Below are 13353 nucleotides of genomic sequence, written 5' to 3'. Positions count from 1 at the left end.
CTGCACCCGGCAGCCGGAAAACTTTCAACCGTGCCAGGCGCGTCCCTGGTGAGCCAGCAGGCTGTGGGCCTGGTCCGGGCCATTGGAGCCGGCCGGGTAAGGGCGCGGGGCCTGGAAGTGCTCCTGCCAGCCAGTCAGGATCGGGTCGATCCAGGCCCATGCGGCCTCCACTTCGTCGCGGCGCATGAACAGGGTCGAGTCGCCGTCCAGAACATCCAGCAGCAGGCGTTCGTAGGCGTCCCAGCGTCGTGCCTGGCCGAACACCTGGGCCAGGTTCAGGTTCAGTTCCACCGGCTCCAGGCGCATGCCCTTGCCCGGTGCCTTGGTCATCATCTGCAGGCTGATGCGCTCGTCGGGCTGCAGCTGGATCAGCAACTGGTTGGCCTGGTCGCCGTCGAACAGGCGATGGGGCACCGGCTTGAACTGGATGACGATCTGCGAGGAGCGCTTGGCCATGCGCTTGCCGGTACGCAGGTAGAAGGGCACGCCGGCCCAGCGCCAGTTGTTGATGTGGGCTTCGACGGCGACGAAGGTTTCGGTGTCGCTGTCGTTGTCCACGTCCTTCTCGAAGTAGTAGGCCGGAACCTCCTGCCCGCCGATCTTGCCGGCGCTGTACTGGCCGCGCACGGTCTTGTCCTGCACGTCCTGCCCGGTGATGGGTTTGAGGGCCTTGAGGATCTTGACCTTTTCATCGCGCACCGCCTCGGCCTCGAACTGCGCAGGTGGCTCCATGGCTACCAGGCAGAGCAGTTGCAGCAGGTGGTTCTGCAGCATGTCGCGGGTCGCGCCGGCACGGTCGTAGTAGCCGCCGCGGTTTTCCACGCCGAGGGTTTCGCACACGCTGATCTGCACGTGGTCCACCTGGTTGGTGCGCCACACCGGTTCCAGCAGCGCGTTGGCGAAGCGCAATGCCATGAGGTTCTGCACCGTCTCCTTGCCCAGGTAGTGGTCGATGCGAAACACCTGGGATTCGGCGAATACCGCGCCGATGGCGCTGTTGATCGTGGTGGCGGACTCCAGTGAGTGGCCGATGGGTTTTTCCAGCACGATACGCGCTTCGCTGTCGACCAGCCCGGCCACCTGCAGGTGGGTGGCGATGGGCACGAACAGGCTGGGTGCGGTGGCCAGGTAGTAGACCCGCGTCAGCCCGCCGGGCTCGCCCAGAAAGCGGGCGAGGCGGCCGAAATCGGCGCTCTGCATGGCGTCCATGGAGAAGTAGTCCAGGCGCGTGGAAAAGCGGTGCCACACCTCGTCGCTGAAGTCCTGGGGCACGATCTGGGCGCGGCAGCGGCGTTCCACCAGCTTGAGAAATTCAATCCGTGGCAAGGGCCGGCGGGCCAGGGCGATGATCCGCACGGCGTTGTGCAGACGGCCTTCGCGAAACAGGTGGTAGAGCGCTGGAAGCAGTTTGTTCAGGGCCAGGTCGCCGGTGCCGCCGAACACCAGAATGTCGCACGGGATAGTCAATGCCACCACTCTCCAAGATCGTTTAGCTGGGCGGGTCGCCGGTCATGTAGTATAACTACAAGAAAGCTACAACCCGGTCAGCCGATCATAACCGAGTCCTGCCCTTGAATCTGTTGCAACACATCGCCCAGTCGCGCCATCTGCTACGCAAATCGGAACTGAAGGTTGCCGATCACGTATTGCTCGATCCAGCGGCTGTCATGCATAGCTCCATGGCTGATCTGGCGCACAGCGTCGGGATCAGCGAGCCGACCATCGTGCGTTTCTGCCGGGCGATCGGTTGCACCGGTTTCCAGGACCTCAAGCTCAAGCTGGCGCAAAGCCTGGCGGCGGGTGCGAGCTTCGGTCAGTTCGCGATTCATGAAGACGATTCGGTAGCCGACTACAGCCTGAAGATCTTCGACACCACCCTGCACACCCTGATGGAAGTGCGCGAGCACCTCGATGCCCAGGCATTGCAGCGCGCCGTGACGGCCATGGCCCAGGCGCAGCGCGTGGAGTTCTACGGGTTTGGTGCATCGGGTGCGGTGGCTGCCGATGCCCAGCACAAGTTCTTCCGCCTGTTGCTGACGGCAGCGGCGTATTCCGACCCGCACATGCAGGCGATGTCGGCGGTCACCCTCAAGCCGGGTGACGTGGCGATCTGCATTTCCCAGTCAGGGCGTTCCAAGGACCTGCTGATCACTGCCAACCTGGTGCGTGAAAGCGGCGCGACGCTGATCACCCTGTGCCCGAGCCAGACCCCGCTGGCCGAACTGTCCACGGTCAACCTGGCCATCGACGTGCATGAAGACACCGAAATCTACACTCCGCTGACCTCGCGTATCGCCCACCTGGTGGTGATCGACGTGCTGGCCATGGGCGTTGCCATGGCGCGCGGGCCGAGCCTGGTCAACCACCTCAAGAGCGTCAAGCGCAGCTTGCGCAGCCTGCGCCTGTCGCCCAAGTCGATCAAGGCGATGGACGACTGATCGTCTTGCACCGCCCGCACTGACGCCTTCGCTGGCTTGCCGGCGAAGGGCAGCACCGCATGCCACGCCTGATTGTTCATGCTTTTGTAACCCTCCCGCCGCCAAACCGTAACCCCGCCCGGGCACGCTGAAACTCCCCGCAATCGACCAGGGAGACACGCAATGGCTCGTGAATTCGATGGCTCGCACCAACCTACCGCCAAGTCCCGCAAGCAGCAGGAAAAGGATCAGCGCCGCATGGAGTTTCGCCGCGCGATCGAAAGCTATTCCGAGCAGCGCCAATTGCTGCAGGACATCGCCGACTACCCCGAACTGCACGCTGTCAGCGTATGGCAGGTGTCAGCGGCAATGTCCCCGAGAAACGCTCAACAAGCGCGCTGATCTGCGCACGTTCGCTGCGGATGAACGCAACAAAGGCCAGGGCCACCGGCGACTGCCGCTTGGCCTTGGCCTGCACCACGCACCAGCTGCGATACAGCGGCAGCTCCTCTACCGGCAGCTCGCGCAGCACCCCGGTGGCCAGTTCCATGTTCAGTGCATGCCGGGTTAAAAGGGCGATACCAAGGCCCGCGATCACGCATTCGCGCTGGGCGTCGGCCGATGCCACTTCCAGGGTCTGGGTGAAGTGCACGCGCTTTTCCTTGAAGTACTCCTCGCACGCCTTGCGCGTGCCCGAACCCTGTTCGCGCACCAGCAGCGTATGCGGCTCCAGGTCCTGCAGGCGCAGGCTGTCGAGCGTGCACAGCGGGTGATCGGGCGGGGCCACGGCCACGATCGGGTTGTTCAGGAAGGGCAAAAACTCCAGGCCCATGTCCTGCGGCACCATCGACATGATGATCAGGTCGTCGCGGTTGTCCGACAGGCGCCGGATGGCCTGGGCGCGGTTGACCACGGTGAGGGTCAGGTTGACCTCCGGGTGCAGGCGCTTGAAGGCGGCGAACAGGTGCGGCACGAAGTACTTGGCGCTCGACTCCACCGCCAGCTTGAGCTGGCCCTGCAGCGAGCCCTGCATGTCCGACAGCTGCATGTCGAGGCTCTCCAGGCGTCCGAAGATGTCCCGGCTGGCGCGCTGCAGCGCCTCGGCGGCCTCGGTGAGGTAGAGCTTCTTGCCGACGTACTCGAACAGCGGCTGGCCTACCAGTTCTTCGAGCTGGCGGATCTGTAGACTAACGGCGGGTTGCGTCAGCGACATCTCCTCGGCGGCCCGGCTGTAGGAACGCAAATCACACACTTCATTGAAGATCTGCAATTGACGCAATGTCATACGCATCAATGACTTACGCATATTTCCCGTCGCCTCGGCAAAACCCTGTTACGGCACTATAAGCAATTGCTAATGCTGCCCCTAACAAATATTGATTTTTGTTTATTCACGTTCGGCGCTAGGGTGATTATACGACTGGCCAGCGACGTCTGGTCACGCGCCGACCGGTACTGCCGGTTCGTTTGTTACCAACGGCTTTGGGAAGACTCCAGTGATAAAAAAAATCCTGATCGCCAACCGGGGTGAAATCGCAGTACGCATCGTGCGTGCCTGCGCCGAGATGGGCATTCGCTCGGTGGCGATCTATTCCGACGCCGACCGTCACGCCCTGCACGTAAAGCGTGCGGACGAGGCCCATAGCATCGGTGCCGAACCCCTGGCCGGTTATCTCAACCCGCGCAAGCTGGTGAACCTGGCAGTGGAAACCGGCTGCGATGCGTTGCACCCGGGCTATGGTTTTCTGTCGGAGAACGCGGAGCTGGCGGACATCTGCGCCGAACGCGGGATCAAGTTCATCGGCCCGGCCGCCGAAGTCATTCGCCGCATGGGCGACAAGACCGAGGCGCGGCGCAGCATGATCAAGGCCGGCGTACCGGTCACCCCGGGCACCGAAGGCAACGTGGCCGACATCCACGAAGCCCTGGAAGAGGGCGACCGCATCGGTTACCCGGTTATGCTCAAGGCCACTTCCGGCGGCGGCGGGCGCGGCATTCGTCGCTGCAACAGCCGCGAAGAACTCGAGCAGGCGTTTCCGCGGGTGATTTCCGAAGCCACCAAGGCATTCGGTTCGGCCGAGGTGTTCCTGGAAAAATGCATCGTCAACCCCAAGCACATCGAGGCGCAGATCCTGGGTGACAGCTTCGGCAACGTGGTGCACCTGTTCGAGCGCGACTGCTCTATCCAGCGCCGCAACCAGAAGCTCATCGAGATCGCCCCCAGCCCGCAGCTGACCCCCGAACAGCGCGCCTACATCGGCGACCTGTCGGTGCGCGCGGCCAAGGCCGTGGGCTACGAGAATGCCGGTACCGTGGAGTTCCTGCTCGCCGATGGCGAGGTGTACTTCATGGAAATGAACACCCGGGTGCAGGTGGAGCACACCATCACCGAGGAAATCACCGGTATCGACATCGTTCGCGAACAGATCCGCATCGCCTCGGGCCTGCCGCTGTCGGTCAAGCAGGAAGACATCCAGCACCGCGGCTTCGCGCTGCAGTTCCGGATCAATGCAGAAGACCCGAAAAACAACTTTCTGCCCAGCTTCGGCAAGATCACCCGCTACTACGCCCCCGGCGGCCCGGGCGTGCGCACCGACACGGCGATCTACACCGGCTACACCATCCCGCCGTTCTACGACTCGATGTGCCTGAAGCTGGTGGTCTGGGCGCTGACCTGGGAAGAAGCCATGGACCGCGGCCTGCGGGCCCTGGACGACATGCGCCTGCAGGGGGTCAAGACCACCGCCGCGTACTACCAGGAAATCCTGCGCAACCCGGAATTCCGTAGCGGCCAGTTCAACACCAGCTTCGTTGAAAGCCACCCCGAACTGACCAACTACTCGATCAAGCGCAAACCCGAAGAGCTGGCCCTGGCCATCGCCGCCGCCATCGCCGCCCACGCAGGCCTGTGAGGAACCCTACAATGTCCAAGAAAATTTTCGTAACCGACACGATCCTGCGCGACGCCCACCAATCGTTGCTGGCCACCCGCATGCGCACCGACGACATGCTGCCGATCTGCGACAAGCTCGACAAGGTGGGCTACTGGTCGCTGGAAGTGTGGGGCGGCGCGACCTTCGACGCCTGCGTGCGCTTCCTCAAGGAAGACCCGTGGGAGCGCCTGCGCAAGCTGCGCGCAGCACTGCCCAACACCCGTCTGCAGATGCTGCTGCGCGGCCAGAACCTGCTTGGCTACCGGCACTACAGCGATGACGTGGTCAAGGCCTTCGTGGCCAAGGCAGCAGTCAACGGCATCGATGTGTTCCGCATCTTCGACGCCATGAACGACGTGCGAAACCTGCGCGTGGCCATCGAGGCGGTGAAGGCGGCGGGCAAGCATGCCCAGGGCACCATCGCCTACACCACCAGCCCGGTGCACACCATCGAGGCGTTCGTGGCCCAGGCCAAGCAGATGGAAGCCATGGGCTGCGACTCCATCGCGATCAAGGACATGGCCGGCCTGCTGACCCCCTACGCCACAGGCGAGCTGGTTAAGGCACTCAAGGCCGAGCAGTCGCTGCCGGTGTTCATCCACAGCCACGACACGGCCGGCCTGGCCGCGATGTGCCAGCTCAAGGCCATCGAGAACGGTGCCGACCATATCGACACCGCCATCTCCAGCTTCGCCTGGGGCACCAGCCATCCGGGCACCGAATCGATGGTTGCAGCGCTCAAGGGCAGCGAGTTCGATACCGGCCTGGACCTGCAACTGCTGCAGGAGATCGGCCTGTACTTCTATGCCGTGCGCAAGAAGTACCACCAGTTCGAAAGCGAGTTCACCGCCGTGGATACCCGCGTGCAGGTCAACCAGGTACCGGGCGGGATGATTTCCAACCTGGCCAACCAGCTCAAGGAGCAGGGTGCGCTCAACCGCATGAACGAAGTGCTGGCCGAGATCCCGCGGGTGCGTGAAGACCTCGGCTTCCCGCCGCTGGTCACGCCCACCTCGCAGATCGTCGGTACCCAGGCGTTCTTCAACGTGCTGGCCGGCGAGCGCTACAAGACCATCACCAACGAGGTGAAGCTGTACCTGCAGGGCGGCTACGGCAAGGCACCGGGGGTAGTCGACGAGAAGCTGCGTCGCCAGGCCATCGGCAGCGAAGACGTCATCGACGTGCGCCCCGCCGACCTGCTCAAGCCCGAGATGACCAAGCTGCGTGCCGACATCGGCAGCCTGGCCAAGTCCGAAGAAGACGTGCTGACCTTCGCCATGTTCCCGGACATCGGGCGCAAGTTCCTTGAAGAGCGTGAAGCCGGCAGCCTGACCCCTGAAGTGCTGCTGCCGATTCCGGAAGCCGGCGCGGTGGCCTCGGCCGGTGGCGAAGGCGTACCAACCGAGTTCGTGATCGACGTGCACGGCGAGACCTACCGCGTGGATATCACCGGTGTGGGCGTCAAGGCCGAAGGCAAGCGCCACTTCTACCTGTCCATCGACGGCATGCCGGAAGAGGTGGTGTTCGAGCCGCTCAACGAGTTCGTCGGCGGTGGCAGCAGCAAGCGCAAGCAGGCCAGCGAGCCGGGCCATGTGAGCACCACCATGCCGGGCAACATCGTCGATGTGCTGGTCAAGCAGGGGGACACGGTCAAGGCCGGCCAGGCGGTGCTGATCACCGAAGCGATGAAGATGGAAACCGAGGTGCAATCGGCCATCGCCGGCAAGGTTGCAGCCATACACGTGGCCAAGGGCGACCGGGTCAACCCGGGCGAGATCCTGATCGAGATCGAAGGCTGACTCAGGCCTTCATCTGCAAGCGGTTAACCTCTGGGGAGCGAATTGCTCCCCTTTTTTTATCTTCTGTTGGATACGCCCGCTTCGGGTACCCGCCTCACGCACCCGTACGGCACGCTTCCAGCGTCTTGAGCTGACCCTCTGGGCGCTGGTTGTCCTCGCTCAGCCAGCGTTCGAAACCAGCGGCAATGGCCGGCCATTCGTCATCGGTGATGGAGTACCAGGCCGTGTCGCGGTTGTGGTCCTTGGTCACCATGTGCTTGCGAAACACCCCTTCGAAGGTGAACCCGAAACGCTCGGCCGCGCGCTTGGAGCGGGCATTGTCGTTGTTGCACTTCCATTCCAGGCGCCGGTTGCCCAGGGCGAAGGCCTGCTTGCCCAGCAGGTAGATGGCCTCGGTGCCCTTGGGCGTGCGCTGCATGGCCGCGCCGAAGGCAATGTGGCCGATCTCGATACGGCCCTGCTCGGGCACGATCGACATCAGGCTGAGGATACCCTGGGTCTGCCCGCTGGCCAGGTCGATCACGCTGTAGAACAGCGGGTCGCTGCTGGCGGCGTTGCTGTCTAGCCAGTGGTCGAAGTCTTCGCGCTCGGTGAATGGTCCGTAGGCCAGGTACTTCCACAGTGTCTGGTCGGCCTCGGGGCCCTGGAACACCGCCCACAGGTGCTCGCGGTCGCGGCGCGGGTCGAGTTTTTCCAGGCGGATGAAGCGCCCGACCAGCGGGACAGGCTGCGGGGCCTTGGCCGGCCGCCAGTTCAACGGTGTGCTCATGGTGGCTTCTCCGATTACAGGGCTTTGCGGAACTGGATGAAACCCGGCCGTTCGGCCACCTGTTCATACAGCGAAATACCGGTGGCGTTGGTTTCATGGGTCAGCCAGTGCACCTTGGTGCAGCCGGCCTGGCGCGCCGTGTCGTACACCAGCTCGATCAGCTGGCGGCCCACGCCCTTGCCGCGCTGGTTGGCGTCGACATACAGATCCTGCAGGTAGCAGGCGTTTTCCACCGTCCAGTTGGAGCGGTGGTAGATCCAGTGCACCATGCCCACCGCCTTGCCATCGACCCAGGCCAGCGCAGCGTTGGTCGGCTCGCTGGTGTCGAGCATGCGCTGCCAGGTCACGGCACTGACCGCCTCATCGATGCGGGTCTCATAGAAACGCTGGTAGGCCTGCCACAGCGGCAGCCAGGCGGCGTGGTCATCGGCGGTCACGGGGCGCAGGGTCACGGTAGACATCGAAGGATCCTTGTGTGCAATACAGGGGTTGGCGAATGGCCCCATCCTAGGCAGGCTATTGGCTTATGGTAAGAGCCATTTCCGGCTTATTTGGCAGGTCCAATTTCATGAGCGAACGTAGCGTTGCCTTGCCCTTCGACCCCACCGGCATCGTGCTGGACCGTCGTCAGGGGCTCAGTCGCCAGCTGTACCAGGCGCTGCGCCAGCGCGTGCTGGACGGGCGCCTGGGTAGCGGCACGCGTCTTCCCGCCACCCGCGACATGGCCGCAGCGCTGGCCGTATCACGTAACAGCGTAGTTCGTGCCTACGACCAGCTGTATGCCGAAGGCTATATCGAAAGCCGGGTGGGCGATGGTACCTACGTCAGTCAGCTGCCAAAACTATCCACAAAACTGTCCACAGGGTTATCCCTGGGTTTTTCCACAGGGTTATCCACAAAAACGGGTGATTGCACTGAGGATTTATCCAGTAAAGTTATCCACACGGACGTGCTGGAGCGCCTGGAAAACAATCATTTATCCGTGCATGAGCCTCGTGCGCCGCGGGCTTTTCAGGTTGGCATACCGGCCTTCGACCTGTTCCCCTTCGAGGTGTGGGCCAAGCTGCAGGCGGGTTTCTGGCGAAATCCCGACCCGGCGTCACTCGGTTACGGCGACCCGGCCGGAGAACCGCTGCTGCGCGAGCTGATTGCCACCTACCTGCGTCGCTCCCGTGGGTTGTCCTGCGTGGCTGAACAAATTGTGATCACCAGTGGTGCGCAGCAGGCAATCAGCCTTTGTGCACAGCTGCTGCTGGCGCCCGGTGACGGTGTGGCTGTGGAAAACCCCGGCTATCGTGCGGCGGGCAAAGCCTTCGCCATGGCGGGCGCGAAGGTGCATGGCGTGGGGGTGGATCACGACGGGTTGCAGTGCGCTGCCCTGGCCCAGTTGCCCAACTGTCGCCTGAGCTACGTTACCCCCGCGCATCAGTACCCCACCGGCGTCACCCTGAGCCTGGCGCGGCGCCTGGAACTGCTGGCCTGGGCCGAGCGCAACGACAGCTGGATCATCGAGGACGACTACGACGGAGAGTACCGTTACAGCGGCGCGCCGCTGGCCCCGCTGGCAGCCCTGGACCGCAGCGGACGGGTGCTGTATGTCGGCACCTTCGGCAAGGTGGCCTTTCCGGCGCTGCGTCTGGGCTACCTTGTGCTGCCGGCCCGGCTGGTGGAGGCATTCTCGCGCTTTCGGGCGTTGGCGGTGCGCCATTCCGAGGTCGGCACACAGGCGGTGATGGCGCAGTTCATGGCTAAAGGGCACTTCCAGCGTCATATCCGGCGCATGCGCCGCGCGGCGTTGAGCCGGCGCAATGCGCTTCTGGCCGGCTGGCCGAAGGCTGTGGCGGGGCTGGGAGCCTTGCCGGAGGTGGCGGCGGGCCTGCACCTGAAGATCGACGTGCACAGCCAGGCGCGCGAGCGGGAACTGATCGCCCGTGCCGCAGCGGTGGGTGTCGAACTCAATGCGCTGAGTGATTACTGGTTGCCCGACACGCCGCTGCCTGTGGATAAGCGTGCCGGACTGGTGCTGGGGTTCGCGGCCGTGAACGAGGCCGCGATTGCCCAGGCCCTGGCACGCCTTGCACGTGCCTGGGCCGACTGAGCCTAGCCTTGACGGGCGCGCTCGAAGCCCTCGAGCACGTTGACCGCGTTGACGCCGATTTCGGCCACGGCATAGCCACCTTCCATGATGAACAGGGTCGGCTTGCCCAACTGCGCGATGCGCTCGCCCATGGCCAGGTAGTCGGGGCTGTCGAGCTTGAATTGCGAGATCGGGTCGTCCTTGAAGGTGTCCACGCCCAGCGAGATCACCAGCACTTCGGGGTCATACGCGCCGATGCGTTCGCAGGCTTCGTCCAGCGCGCCGCGCCAGGTGGCCCAGTCGCTGCCTGCCGGCAGCGGGTAGTTGAAGTTGCAGCCCAGCCCGTCGCCTTCGCCGTGCTCGTCGGCATAGCCGAGGAAGAACGGGAATTCGGCCTGCGGGTCGCCATGGATCGAGGCGAACAGCACGTCGTTGCGCGCGTAGAAGATCTGCTGGGTACCGTTGCCGTGGTGGTAGTCCACATCCAGGATCGCCACGCGCTGGCGACCGTGGTCGATGAAGGCCTGGGCGGCGATCGCGGCATTGTTCAGATAGCAGTAGCCCCCCATCACGTCGCTGGCGGCATGATGCCCCGGTGGCCGGCACAGGGCGAAGGCGCTGTGGGCACCGGCCTGCACCGCCGCCTGTGCGGTCAGGGCAACCTGCGCCGAGCTGTAGGCGGCCTGCCAGGTGCCGGCGGTGATCGGTGCACCGGCGTCGAAGCTGTAATAGCCCAGCTCGCCATGCAGGCCGCTGGGTTTGACCTGGCGCAGGCTGCGCGCCGGCCAGGTGAACGGCAGCAGGTCGCCGTCATGGCCCAGTGCGCTCCAGCGCTGCCAGGCGCCCTGGAAGAAATCCAGGTAGTCGGCGCTGTGCACGCGCAGCAGCGGTGCGCGGCCAAAATCGGTAGGGCCTTCGACGGGCCCCAGGCCCTGGGCCTTGACCCGCTCGAGCACATGGTCGGCACGCGAGGGCATTTCGAAGCAGGGCATCAACTGCCCGTCGATCAGCTCGCAGCGGCCGTGGTGCAGGCGATGGTCATCGGAATAGATCGTCAGCATTTTTTGTTCTCCGGGTTTACTGGCGTGGCCCCATTGTCGAGAGGTACGCCCACCGGCAGAACGGCGCAAACGGCCAAAAGGGGATCGATATGGCCAACACGGTTGTCCGCATTTCGCCCCCTCGCGGTGCATGCGCGTGTTTCAGGCGCGAAAATGGCTCGGTGCCACGCCGCTCCAGCGCAGGAAGGCGTGTCGGAAGCTGGCCGGCTCGCTGAAGCCCAGCACCTCGGCGATGCGGTAGATCGGTAGCTCGTCCTCGGCCAGCAACTGCTTGGCCCGTTCGAAGCGCAGCTCATCGAGCAACTGTTGATAACTGCTGCCCAGCTCGTGCAGGTGGCGACGCAGGGTGCGTGATGAACAGCTCATCTGCCGCGCCAGGCCCTCGAGGCCTGGTGGTGCCTCCAACTGCTGCTGCAGCAGCTGGCGAATGCGCCCGAGCCAGGCCTGGCGCCCGGTGAATTCCAGGTTCTGCCGGCGGCAGCGTTCGCTCATCGCACGGTGGGTGATCGGGTCGGCCAGGGGCAGGGCCCGGGCCAGCCAGTGGCGTTCGAAGGCAAAGGCATTGTCGCTGGCGCCGAACTGCAGCGGGCAGTCGAAAGGCGCGCTGTAGAGCGCCTGGTAATCCGGGGCAGGGTGAGCGAAACGCGCGCCCAGCAAGGGCAGCGGCTGGCCGAGCAGGTCGTTGCAGATGACCTTGAGCGACGTCAGGCAGAACTCGGCATTGAACGCCGCAAGCTCCGGGGCCTGGCCGTAGTCGCTGGCGCTGAACCAGACCCGCTCGCCGTCCTCGATCAGGCGCAGCTGGAAAAGTGTTCCCAGCAGCGCGGGGTACTGCAGGGCCAGGTGCAGGGCGTCACCCAGGGTGGCACCGGAAAGCAGGGCGTAACCGAGCATGCCGTAGGATGAAACGTGCATGCGCTGGCCCAGCTCCAGCCCGACCTCCCGGCGCATGGCCACGGCGTTGGCGCACACGCGCAGTTCCTGGTGCGTGGTGATGCGCCAGTCGGCGCGGCCCAGGTCGGCCGGGGTGATGCCGGTGCCTTCGAGCAGCCGCTGGGCGGCACGGTCTTCGTCCTTGAAGGCCTGCAGCATCAGGGAAACCGCGTTCAGGGTGGTGAGGTGGGAGTGGAGCATGCTCGGCATCCGGCTGAGGGGCTTGGGGTTGAGTGAGCAATTTGTATGCCCTTCAGGGCCTGTTCGCTGGCAAGCCAGCGAAGGGCTCAACGTAACTCGCCAGCCAGGTCCAGCCCAACCAGCCGTCGCACCTCGTCAACCGGCAACTGGCTACCGAGCAATGCCTGCAATTTGCCGAACGCCGCCTCCCGGGTCATTCCGCCACCCGACAGCACACCGGCCTCGCGCAGGCGGCTGCCGGCTGCGTACACCTCCAGTTCGACCCCGCCTTCATGGCACTGGGTGATCGCCACCACCACGATGTCACGCGCGCGGGCCTGTTCCAGCACGGCCACGAACGCATCGTCATCACACGGCCCGGTGCCGCTGCCGTAGCATTCCAGCACCAGCCCCTGGACCCCGCTGTCGAGTGTGGCCTGCAACAGCGCGGCGTCGAGGCCTGGCACCAGCGGCAACACTGCAACCTTGGCCACCTGCAGCGGCGCGCGATAAGCCAGTGCTGCCGGTACAGGCGCCTGCGCCGCACCGCCCGAGCGCTGCAAGGTCGCGAACGGGTTCCGGCCGAAGCTGCGCACCTTGGCGGTGCGGTTTGGTGCCAGCAGCTGACCGTGGAAATACAGCTGAACACCCGGCGACGTACCCTGGCTCAGCACCTGCAGCGCCCCCGTGAGGTTCTCCCACGCATCGCTGTCCGGCGTACCGGCCGGCAGCATCGAGCCGGTGAACAGCACCGGCACCGTCAGCCCGAGCAACTGGAAGCTCATGGCGGCGGCGCTGTAGGCCAGGGTGTCGGTGCCATGCAGCACCAGCACGCCATCGCAGCCCTGGCCATCCACCGCTTCGATGATCGCGGCGCGCAGGCGCTGCCAGTAGCAGGGCGTCATGTTGGCGCTGTCGATCAGCGGCAGCAGTTCGCGGAACTGCCAGGCTGCCAGGCCCGGTTGCCCGGCCAGTTGCTCACGCATGCGCTGCTCGAAGCCCGACGCCGGGGCCAGGCCGCCGGCGCTGGCCTGCATGCCGATAGTGCCACCGGTGTACAGCACCATGATGTTGTGGGCAGGGGCCGGGGTCATGGCCTGTCTCCGTGCTCGACTGAAGGAAAGCCGACCACCTTACGCCATCCCCCGGCGCGCTGTCAGCGGCCGGGCCGCCCGAGTTCGCGA

Annotated in this window: 12 protein-coding genes; 5 read left to right on the top strand and 7 right to left on the bottom strand. The window is 64.7% G+C overall.

All coding sequences use genetic code 11. The features are described 5' to 3' along the window. Positions 1-24: 24 nt before the first annotated feature. On the bottom strand, positions 25-1467 hold the full coding sequence (gene zwf / locus N0B28_RS26010) for a glucose-6-phosphate dehydrogenase (protein WP_275732121.1): 1443 nt from the start codon (positions 1465-1467) through the stop codon (positions 25-27). Positions 1468-1571: 104 nt separating this feature from the next. Between zwf and hexR the strand changes: the two genes are divergently transcribed. Then, complete coding sequence (gene hexR, locus N0B28_RS26005; RefSeq protein ID WP_043861524.1) at positions 1572-2438, top strand: transcriptional regulator HexR; 867 nt, start codon at positions 1572-1574, stop codon at positions 2436-2438. A gap of 162 nt (positions 2439-2600) precedes the next feature. Next, positions 2601-2819: a hypothetical protein gene (locus N0B28_RS26000; RefSeq protein WP_213606588.1), complete on the top strand. Its 219-nt coding sequence runs from the start codon at positions 2601-2603 to the stop codon at positions 2817-2819. Here the strand turns inward: N0B28_RS26000 and N0B28_RS25995 are convergent. After that, positions 2761-3708 (bottom strand): LysR family transcriptional regulator, encoded by a 948-nt coding sequence (locus tag N0B28_RS25995; RefSeq protein WP_162484870.1) that lies wholly within the window; start codon positions 3706-3708, stop codon positions 2761-2763. The genes N0B28_RS26000 and N0B28_RS25995 overlap by 59 nt on opposite strands. A 205-nt stretch (positions 3709-3913) precedes the next feature. Between N0B28_RS25995 and N0B28_RS25990 the strand changes: the two genes are divergently transcribed. Beyond that, a complete protein-coding gene (locus tag N0B28_RS25990) occupies positions 3914-5329 on the top strand; it encodes an acetyl-CoA carboxylase biotin carboxylase subunit (RefSeq protein WP_043861526.1) in 1416 nt (471 codons plus the stop codon). An 11-nt stretch (positions 5330-5340) separates the two neighbouring features. Then, positions 5341-7149, top strand: a complete 1809-nt coding sequence (gene oadA, locus N0B28_RS25985) for a sodium-extruding oxaloacetate decarboxylase subunit alpha (RefSeq protein ID WP_043861527.1) — start codon at positions 5341-5343, stop codon at positions 7147-7149. Positions 7150-7243: 94 nt separating this feature from the next. Here the strand turns inward: oadA and N0B28_RS25980 are convergent, their stop codons facing one another. Then, positions 7244-7918: a GNAT family protein gene (locus N0B28_RS25980; protein ID WP_054916454.1), complete on the bottom strand. Its 675-nt coding sequence runs from the start codon at positions 7916-7918 to the stop codon at positions 7244-7246. 14 nt (positions 7919-7932) lie between these two features. Next, positions 7933-8379 (bottom strand): GNAT family N-acetyltransferase, encoded by a 447-nt coding sequence (locus N0B28_RS25975; RefSeq protein ID WP_043861529.1) that lies wholly within the window; start codon positions 8377-8379, stop codon positions 7933-7935. A gap of 107 nt (positions 8380-8486) precedes the next feature. Between N0B28_RS25975 and N0B28_RS25970 the strand changes: the two genes are divergently transcribed. Beyond that, entirely contained in the window at positions 8487-10016 is a 1530-nt protein-coding gene (locus tag N0B28_RS25970; RefSeq protein ID WP_275729605.1) for a PLP-dependent aminotransferase family protein, read from the top strand. A 2-nt stretch (positions 10017-10018) separates the two neighbouring features. Here the strand turns inward: N0B28_RS25970 and N0B28_RS25965 are convergent, their stop codons facing one another. From N0B28_RS25965 to N0B28_RS25955, 3 genes are all read right to left on the bottom strand, one after another. Next, positions 10019-11056 (bottom strand): histone deacetylase family protein, encoded by a 1038-nt coding sequence (locus N0B28_RS25965; RefSeq protein ID WP_043861530.1) that lies wholly within the window; start codon positions 11054-11056, stop codon positions 10019-10021. Between the two features lie 141 nt (positions 11057-11197). Beyond that, positions 11198-12190: an AraC family transcriptional regulator gene (locus tag N0B28_RS25960; RefSeq protein ID WP_043861531.1), complete on the bottom strand. Its 993-nt coding sequence runs from the start codon at positions 12188-12190 to the stop codon at positions 11198-11200. Positions 12191-12276: 86 nt separating this feature from the next. Further along, complete coding sequence (locus tag N0B28_RS25955; protein ID WP_058541955.1) at positions 12277-13263, bottom strand: asparaginase; 987 nt, start codon at positions 13261-13263, stop codon at positions 12277-12279. Positions 13264-13353: the final 90 nt, after the last annotated feature.

The organism is Pseudomonas sp. SD17-1, from assembly GCF_029201585.1.
Taxonomy (GTDB): Bacteria; Pseudomonadota; Gammaproteobacteria; order Pseudomonadales; family Pseudomonadaceae; genus Aquipseudomonas; species Aquipseudomonas palmensis.
This window is presented reverse-complemented; position numbering and strand designations above follow the sequence as displayed.

Coding starts and splice junctions, on each gene's coding strand:
- N0B28_RS25980 (WP_054916454.1), bottom strand. CDS start 7,918: ATGAGCACACCGTTGAACTGGCGGCCGGCCAAGGCCCCGCAGCCTGTC.
- N0B28_RS25955 (WP_058541955.1), bottom strand. CDS start 13,263: ATGACCCCGGCCCCTGCCCACAACATCATGGTGCTGTACACCGGTGGC.
- N0B28_RS25965 (WP_043861530.1), bottom strand. CDS start 11,056: ATGCTGACGATCTATTCCGATGACCATCGCCTGCACCACGGCCGCTGC.
- N0B28_RS25970 (WP_275729605.1), top strand. CDS start 8,487: ATGAGCGAACGTAGCGTTGCCTTGCCCTTCGACCCCACCGGCATCGTG.
- N0B28_RS25975 (WP_043861529.1), bottom strand. CDS start 8,379: ATGTCTACCGTGACCCTGCGCCCCGTGACCGCCGATGACCACGCCGCC.
- N0B28_RS25960 (WP_043861531.1), bottom strand. CDS start 12,190: ATGCTCCACTCCCACCTCACCACCCTGAACGCGGTTTCCCTGATGCTG.
- N0B28_RS26000 (WP_213606588.1), top strand. CDS start 2,601: ATGGCTCGTGAATTCGATGGCTCGCACCAACCTACCGCCAAGTCCCGC.
- oadA (WP_043861527.1), top strand. CDS start 5,341: ATGTCCAAGAAAATTTTCGTAACCGACACGATCCTGCGCGACGCCCAC.
- N0B28_RS25995 (WP_162484870.1), bottom strand. CDS start 3,708: ATGCGTATGACATTGCGTCAATTGCAGATCTTCAATGAAGTGTGTGAT.